6 protein-coding genes and 2 pseudogenes are annotated in these 6,680 nt (G+C 50.6%); all 8 read left to right on the top strand.

Annotation, left to right across the window (positions count from 1 at the left end; translation table 11 throughout):
• Nucleotides 1-424, top strand: a 424-nt coding sequence (locus L691_RS0113600) for an MBL fold metallo-hydrolase (protein ID WP_025691056.1), incomplete at its 5' end; no start/stop codon positions are given.
• Nucleotides 425-483: 59 nt separating this feature from the next.
• Nucleotides 484-1,041 carry a GNAT family N-acetyltransferase gene (locus tag L691_RS0113595; RefSeq protein ID WP_036736992.1) on the top strand — a complete coding sequence of 186 codons (558 nt, stop codon included), beginning with the start codon at nucleotides 484-486 and terminating at the stop codon, nucleotides 1,039-1,041.
• A gap of 389 nt (nucleotides 1,042-1,430) precedes the next feature.
• Nucleotides 1,431-2,765: an ABC transporter substrate-binding protein gene (locus L691_RS0113590; RefSeq protein ID WP_025691054.1), complete on the top strand. Its 1,335-nt coding sequence runs from the start codon at nucleotides 1,431-1,433 to the stop codon at nucleotides 2,763-2,765.
• A 64-nt stretch (nucleotides 2,766-2,829) separates the two neighbouring features.
• A complete protein-coding gene (locus L691_RS0113585) occupies nucleotides 2,830-3,708 on the top strand; it encodes a carbohydrate ABC transporter permease (protein WP_025691053.1) in 879 nt (292 codons plus the stop codon).
• 10 nt (nucleotides 3,709-3,718) lie between these two features.
• Nucleotides 3,719-4,561, top strand: coding sequence for a carbohydrate ABC transporter permease (locus L691_RS0113580; RefSeq protein WP_025691052.1), 843 nt, complete (start codon nucleotides 3,719-3,721; stop codon nucleotides 4,559-4,561).
• Between the two features lie 4 nt (nucleotides 4,562-4,565).
• Nucleotides 4,566-5,498 (top strand): nucleoside hydrolase, encoded by a 933-nt coding sequence (locus tag L691_RS0113575; protein WP_025691051.1) that lies wholly within the window; start codon nucleotides 4,566-4,568, stop codon nucleotides 5,496-5,498.
• Between the two features lie 359 nt (nucleotides 5,499-5,857).
• Nucleotides 5,858-6,191, top strand: a pseudogene (locus L691_RS28840) (ArsR/SmtB family transcription factor).
• A gap of 97 nt (nucleotides 6,192-6,288) precedes the next feature.
• A pseudogene (locus tag L691_RS28835) lies at nucleotides 6,289-6,680 on the top strand (oxidoreductase); the annotation flags it as partial.

The raw sequence follows: 6,680 nt of genomic DNA, 5'->3' as shown, positions 1-6,680 counted from the left end.
GGGGCGGCCCAGCCATATCGAGCTGATGCCTCTTGATGAAGGGATCATACTGGATGGCTGGCAAATCGCTACTTGGAGGGTAAATCATGGCAAGAACGGCTACTCTTACGCTTTTCGGCTGGAAAAGGAAGGCTATGCCTGGGTATACTGTCCGGATTCGATTTCCTTGGGGGATGAGGAGACCCGGTTAATGCGGGAAGCGGATCTGCTTGTGCTGGGTACAAGCTTTTACTATGAGGAAGCCGAGCTGTCGACCCGTTCCGTCTATGATATGACCGAGGCGGCGGTGCTTCTTGCGGATGTGCAGCCGCACCGCGCTATATATACGCATATGTCGCATGATGTGGATCTGAGGAAGGCATATGACTTGCCGGAAAATGTAGAGCTGGCGCTTACAGGGATGCGCATCAGCTTGGGAAGATAACCTGTAAAATCCTAAGACGTTGGAGATGACAAGCCGTGAAGAACGCCATCGACCCGATTATGATTTCGTTTCCCGAGAGCTTAGAGACGGATAGGCTGCTGATCCGCGCCCCGCTGTGGGGTGACGGTGCCGCGATGAATGAAGCGATCTTAGAAAGCCTGGAGGAGCTGCGTCCGTGGCTGCCTTTTGCCAGAACGGCTCCCACGCTGGAAGAATCGGAAGCCTTCACCCGGCAGACACGGCTTGAGTTTCTGAACCGCTCGAATCTGCACCTTCGCCTATTTGATAAGCATTCGGGTAAGTTCATCGGCAGCAGCGGCCTGCACCAGATCGACTGGGATATCCGCAGCTTCGAGATCGGCTACTGGATCAGGACTTCATGCGCAGGGAACGGATATATGACGGAGGCGGTGAACGGAATTACTGCTTTCGCCATCCGCGAACTGGCGGCGAACCGGATCGAGATCCGCTGTAATGCGAAGAACGTCAAAAGCGCGGCCGTGGCGGAACGTACGGGTTATACGCTGGAGGGCATTCTGCGAAACAACCGGCTGGAGGAGAACGGAGAGCTGGGCGATACTAAGGTGTACGCTAAGGTACGGGGTTTAGAATTTTAGAAGCCAGGTAAGTGAAATACGCTTTAACTAGGTACGAACATCAAGTTCACATAGAGCCGTCACATTCATTGTGGCGGTTCTATTCGTTTTTTCGAATAAATATCCAAATATCCCCGCCGCTTCCACATAAACTATTTTCAATTTTATTATCGCAAAATTTAATTATTAGCCTTTTTACAGACTGTCTAATGTCTCGGAAAATGAAAGAATGCTAAGGTGTGATTAATTCTGACAAGCTTGATTTCCAGGTTAGTTTAACTGACATAAAGTTGACTGACATCAAGGGGAGCTAAGGGGTCAGCCTAATTTTTATACAAAGGGGGAAGGGTCGAATCTAAGGGTCATATTCAGTCGTCGTTGCTTGCTAAACAAAATTAGGAGGCTTGTTAATGAAGATGAAATGGGCTAAGACATTCTGGGTGTATTTGCTGGTGACTGCGATGATCGGAGTCCTATCGGCTTGCGGCCAATCGGACAATACAAACACCGCCTCCGGTAACACGGGCAACGCGGGCAATACGGAGCAGAAGCAGGTAGTGCTGTCATTCATGACAACTTGGTCGGAGTCAGATCCGTTTACAGGCGTCTATTATAAAAATGCAATGGCTTTCGAGAAAGCCAATCCAGATATCAAACTGGATATTGAGACCATTCCTTATAATGATTATCCAGTCAAATTAAATACGACAGCGGCTGGAGGCAATCTGCCCGACTTGATTCTGATGATCGGTGGAGGCTCCATGTTCGAACAAATCGCCCGTTCCGGCGCGCTGATGCCGATTGACGATATGATGGGCAACTGGAAGGAAGACTTTTTACCGTCCTCGAAAATCAAAGAATTTAATGTCGACGGTAAACAGTACGGGATTCCAGGGGAGGTTTCATACACTACGGTCATTTATTACAACAAAAAAATCCTGAAGGATGCGGGGTATACCGAATTTCCAACAACGTATGAAGCCTTCAAAGCGATGGTGAAGGATCTTAAGGCCAAGAATATTACTCCAATTTCCTACGGCAATAAAACGGGCAGCGTCCTGTTGGCGTCTCTCTTGTCGCCTCTTAATGAAAGAATCTCGGGGCCGGATCTTTATGCGAAAATCAAGTCGGGAGAGCAGAAGTTTACTGACCCGGATTTTATGAACGCTCTGAAAGATATCAAGGAGCTTTCCGATATGGGAGCTTTTAACGTTGATTTGAATAGTATTGACAATGTCCAAGCCACTAATCTTTTCCTCTCGGGAAAATCTGCAATGTATATCGACGGAAGCTGGGGAGCCAAGCAAATTTCCAAAGACAAAGCTGCGGATTTTGAAGTAGGCTTCGCCGTATTCCCGCAAATCGAGGGAGGAAAGGGCAGCATGTCCACCATGCCGGGAGCGACGAATCAGGGGGTTGTCCTGAACGCGAAGCTGGATGACGCGAAAAAGGCAGCAGCCGAGAAATTCCTGCAGTTCATGTACAGTGAAGAATCCTACCAAAATATAATGCGGGCCGGAAACATGGTTCCAGCCAATGTGACAGCGCCTACGGATATCGATCCGTTGTTCAAAGAAATGACCGGCGTACTAGCGGGTGTTAAGGGAATTACTCCGGTATACGACATCGTGATGCCCGCCACCGTGGTCACGGCAACCAAAAACGGACTTCAGGGACTGACCACACCAGGCGGAAGCACTCCGGAGGCCGTAGCGGAGGATCTTCAGAAGGAATTAGGCCAATAATGTTCTTCGGGCGGAGGGCTGAACCTTGGGCTCTTCGCCTTCAATTCTATCGGAGGTACCGCATATGCAGATGTTTCTTCGCCACAAATGGATCATAGCCGCCGGCCTTATTCCAGCCCTGGTCATATACACAATGTTCTCGATCTATCCGATTCTGAGCTCTGTCTACTACTCGTTCTTCAAATGGGACGGGTTCTCCCCCAAACAGTGGCACGGGCTTCAGAATTACGTCAATTTGATCGGAGACGGCGTGTTTTGGCAGTCTATCCGCAACAATCTTTATTTCGTGCTTTTCTCCGTACTGGGAGAAATCCCGCTTGGCTTGTATCTGGCCATGATGCTCAACGGGAAGCTGTTCCGCAGAGACGGAATTTTCAGGACGGTCTTTTTCATGCCCGTGGTTATATCCACCATTGTTGTCTCGCTGATCTGGAATATGTTCTACAATTACCAGTTTGGCCTTGTTAATACGGCGCTTCGGGCGGTTGGCCTGGATCATTGGGCGCAGAACTGGCTTGGCAATCCGGCGATTGCTATCTTTGTGCTGTGCATTGTCGTCGTCTGGCAGTACACCGGGCTGTACATGGTCATCTTTCTGGCCGCGCTGCAAAATGTGCCGTCGGAGGTACTGGAAGCGGCGGAGCTCGATGGAGCCGTCGGCATAAAAAGAACCTGGCATATCGTAGTACCGATCATAGCGGACACCATTTTTGCTTCGGTCGTGCTATGCATAAGCGGAGCGCTTCGCGCGTTTGATTTGATCTTTATCATGACTAACGGAGGGCCCAGCCATTCTACAGAAGTGGGCGCTACGTATATGTTTTCCCAGACATTCAGCTCGATGAAGTACGGTTATGGGAGCGCGATCTCCACAGCCATCATCATTATCAGCTTTGGTCTAATTATTATAAGCCAGTTCATTTTGCGAACTCTGAAGAGGTGATTCTTCTAAAATGGAACAACGACTGCGACCCAAACGGCCCATTTCGGCACAGATCCATCGCCTGGTGCTCTTGCTGCTGCTTGTCATCAACATCTATCCTCTGCTGTGGATGGTTATCAATTCGCTGAAAACCGAGCAGGAGCTGACCATGAATCCATTCGGAATAGCCCGGCAGCCGGTCTGGAGCAATTATATTGAAGCCTGGAAGGTAGCGAAGCTGGGTTCGTATCTGGTCAACAGCATTATCGTTACGCTGTCTGCGGTAGTGCTTACGCTGCTCGTCGGAGCGTTGGCCGCATTCTTTCTAAGCCGGTTTGAGTTCAAATCCAAAGGCTTCCTGCTCGTCTATTTCACCTTTGGCATGCTGATCCCGATTCATGCTACGCTCGTTCCCTTGTTTATTGAAATGCGCAGTCTGCATCTGATGGATAACCGGCTCACCCTGCTGCTGCCTTATACCGCTTTCAATCTCCCGATCACGATATTTATTCTGGCCGGTTTCATGAATGCCTTTCCGAAGGAGGTGGAAGAGGCCGGTATCATGGATGGATGCAGCGTAATGGGCATTTTCGGGAGGCTGATTCTTCCAATGCTGACACCTGCGCTGGCGACGGCCTTCATCATCAATTTTCTGAACAACTGGAACGAATTTTCCTTCGCGCTGGTGCTGATCACCGACGGTGCCTTAAAGACGCTTCCGCTTGGCCTGGCCAATTTTGCCGGTCAGTACAACCGCAGCTATACGCTGCAAATGGCGGGATTGACCATCGTTCTGGTGCCCACACTTCTTTTCTATCTTTCTGTACAAAAATATCTGACCGCCGGGATGACTGCGGGAGCGGTCAAAGGGTGACGGAATAATGAAGCGAAAAATAATCATCGATTGCGATCCCGGACATGACGACGCAATAGCGATCCTGGTCGCTGCGGCGCATCCCGGTCTGGAGCTGCTCGCGATAACTACGGTAGCCGGAAACGCGGAACTGGGGAAGACCACACTTAATGCGCTCAAGGTATGCGAAATTGCGGGACTAAGCGGGGTGCCGGTCGCCCGGGGCGCGGGCGGTCCGCTAGTGAGGGATAGGGAGGCCGCTTCGGAAATTCACGGTGACTCCGGAATGGACGGCCCTATTCTGCCTGATCCAATGCTTCAGGAATCGGAAGAGCATGCCGTCGATTTGATCATCCGTATGCTGATGGAGTCGGGCGGCGACATTACGCTCGTTCCTGTAGGGCCGCTGACCAATATTGCCATGGCGATCCGCCGGGAGCCCCGGATTGTTCCTAAAATTCAGGAAATCGTCCTGATGGGCGGCGGAACGTTCGGGAATTGGACACCGGCAGCGGAGTTCAATATTTGGGCCGATGCGGAAGCTGCTCAGGTGGTGTTTGGCAGTGGCGCTCCGGTAACGATGATCGGACTGGATGCCACGCATCAGGCGCTGGCGACTCCGGAGATTAACGAACGGATCAAGTCGATCGGCAACCCGGTCGCTGGATTTGTAGGGGAAATGCTCTCCTTTTTCGGAAAGACCTATAAGGAATTCTTCGATTTCGATGCTCCACCCGTACATGATGTGTGCAGTGTCGTTTACTGTATTGATCCGTCGGTGTTTGACTGCCGCTTCCTGAACGTAGCCGTTGAGACCAGAGGCGAATTGAGCTACGGCATGACGCTGGTTGATATTCACGGTGTGACGGGCAGGCCGCCCAATGCCACGGTTGCGCTCGGCCTGCATCACGGGAGGCTGTGGGACATTATTATCGGGGCGCTGAGCCGCTACGAGTAGAAGGGATTCCGTGCCGCGAATGAATTGAAATTAAAAAAAAGGATTTTCTTAAGGCAGTTGAGAAATGTTTCTGCTACCGGAAACGATAAATAACGCTACTAAAAGCAGCCGACCATTGACGGCGGAACAGTTCCTACTGTCTAAGCATATCTTAATGGAATGACGAGTTTAGTTTTTATAACGGCTCCATTGCAGGGACTTGCTATTTCCGGTAGGGCGCTTTTTTCCACTCGTCAAATTTTAACATGCCTCCCAAGCGGAATGCGCAGTTTGAATAAATGCTAATGTGGGTATCATTTTCTCATGAGCGGAACTTTTGGTATACTGGGAACAATCGAACCAGGAATGAGTGTCAAGTTATGAATAATGAAGATATGCTTGCGGTGCTGAAGGCTCTGTCTAATGAGACCCGTCTTAGCATCCTTTGCTGGTTGCGGGAGCCGGAAAAGATGAACGAGAATCTGCCGAACGTCATTAAAGAAGAGTTCCCGGGCGGTGTCTGCGTGGGAAGCATTCAGGAAAAATCCGGCCTGACGCAGTCGGTCATCTCCTCGTACCTATCCTCCATGCAGAAGTCCGGACTGCTGGAGTCCCGCCAGCTATGGCCAATGGACCTATTACAGGCGCAATGAAAAGGCGATCGCCGCCTTTTTGAAGGACCTTTCGGCAGGACTGCAGGCCAAAAAGAAGTAATCCTAATAATTTTCTCCGAATGGTTTGCATTTTCGTTTATTAATCCATATATTTGTATTTATAGATGAATAAACAACGCTATGGAGGAGAGAGTAAAATGACCATATCCAAATCAGCAGCGGCTCTGTTCAAACCTTTTAAGGCGGCCGACTGAAGCTTGAAAATCGTATTGTCATGGCCCCGATGACCCGTTCCTTTTCACCGAAAGGCGTTCCTGGTTCAGATGGCCGGATATTACCGCCGGAGGGCGGAAAATGGCGTTGGCCTGATCATCACCGAAGGAACGCTCATTAACCATCCGGCTGCAGGGGCTGACCGGGATATGCCGCATTTTTACGAGGATGATGCTCTGGAAGGATGGTCGCGCGTCGTCCGCGAAGTGCATGAGGCCGGGGGCAAAATGGCTCCGCAGATCTGGCATACCGGCACGGCTCGCGAGAGGGCGAAATTCCCGGAATCAAATGCCGATCCGATCGGGCCGTCGGGCCT

The sequence above is a fragment of the Paenibacillus zanthoxyli JH29 genome (assembly GCF_000520715.1).
Classification (GTDB): Bacteria; Bacillota; Bacilli; order Paenibacillales; family Paenibacillaceae; genus Paenibacillus_AQ; species Paenibacillus_AQ zanthoxyli.
Note: the sequence above shows the minus strand (reverse complement) of the source record. Positions and strands in the feature narration are given on the sequence as shown.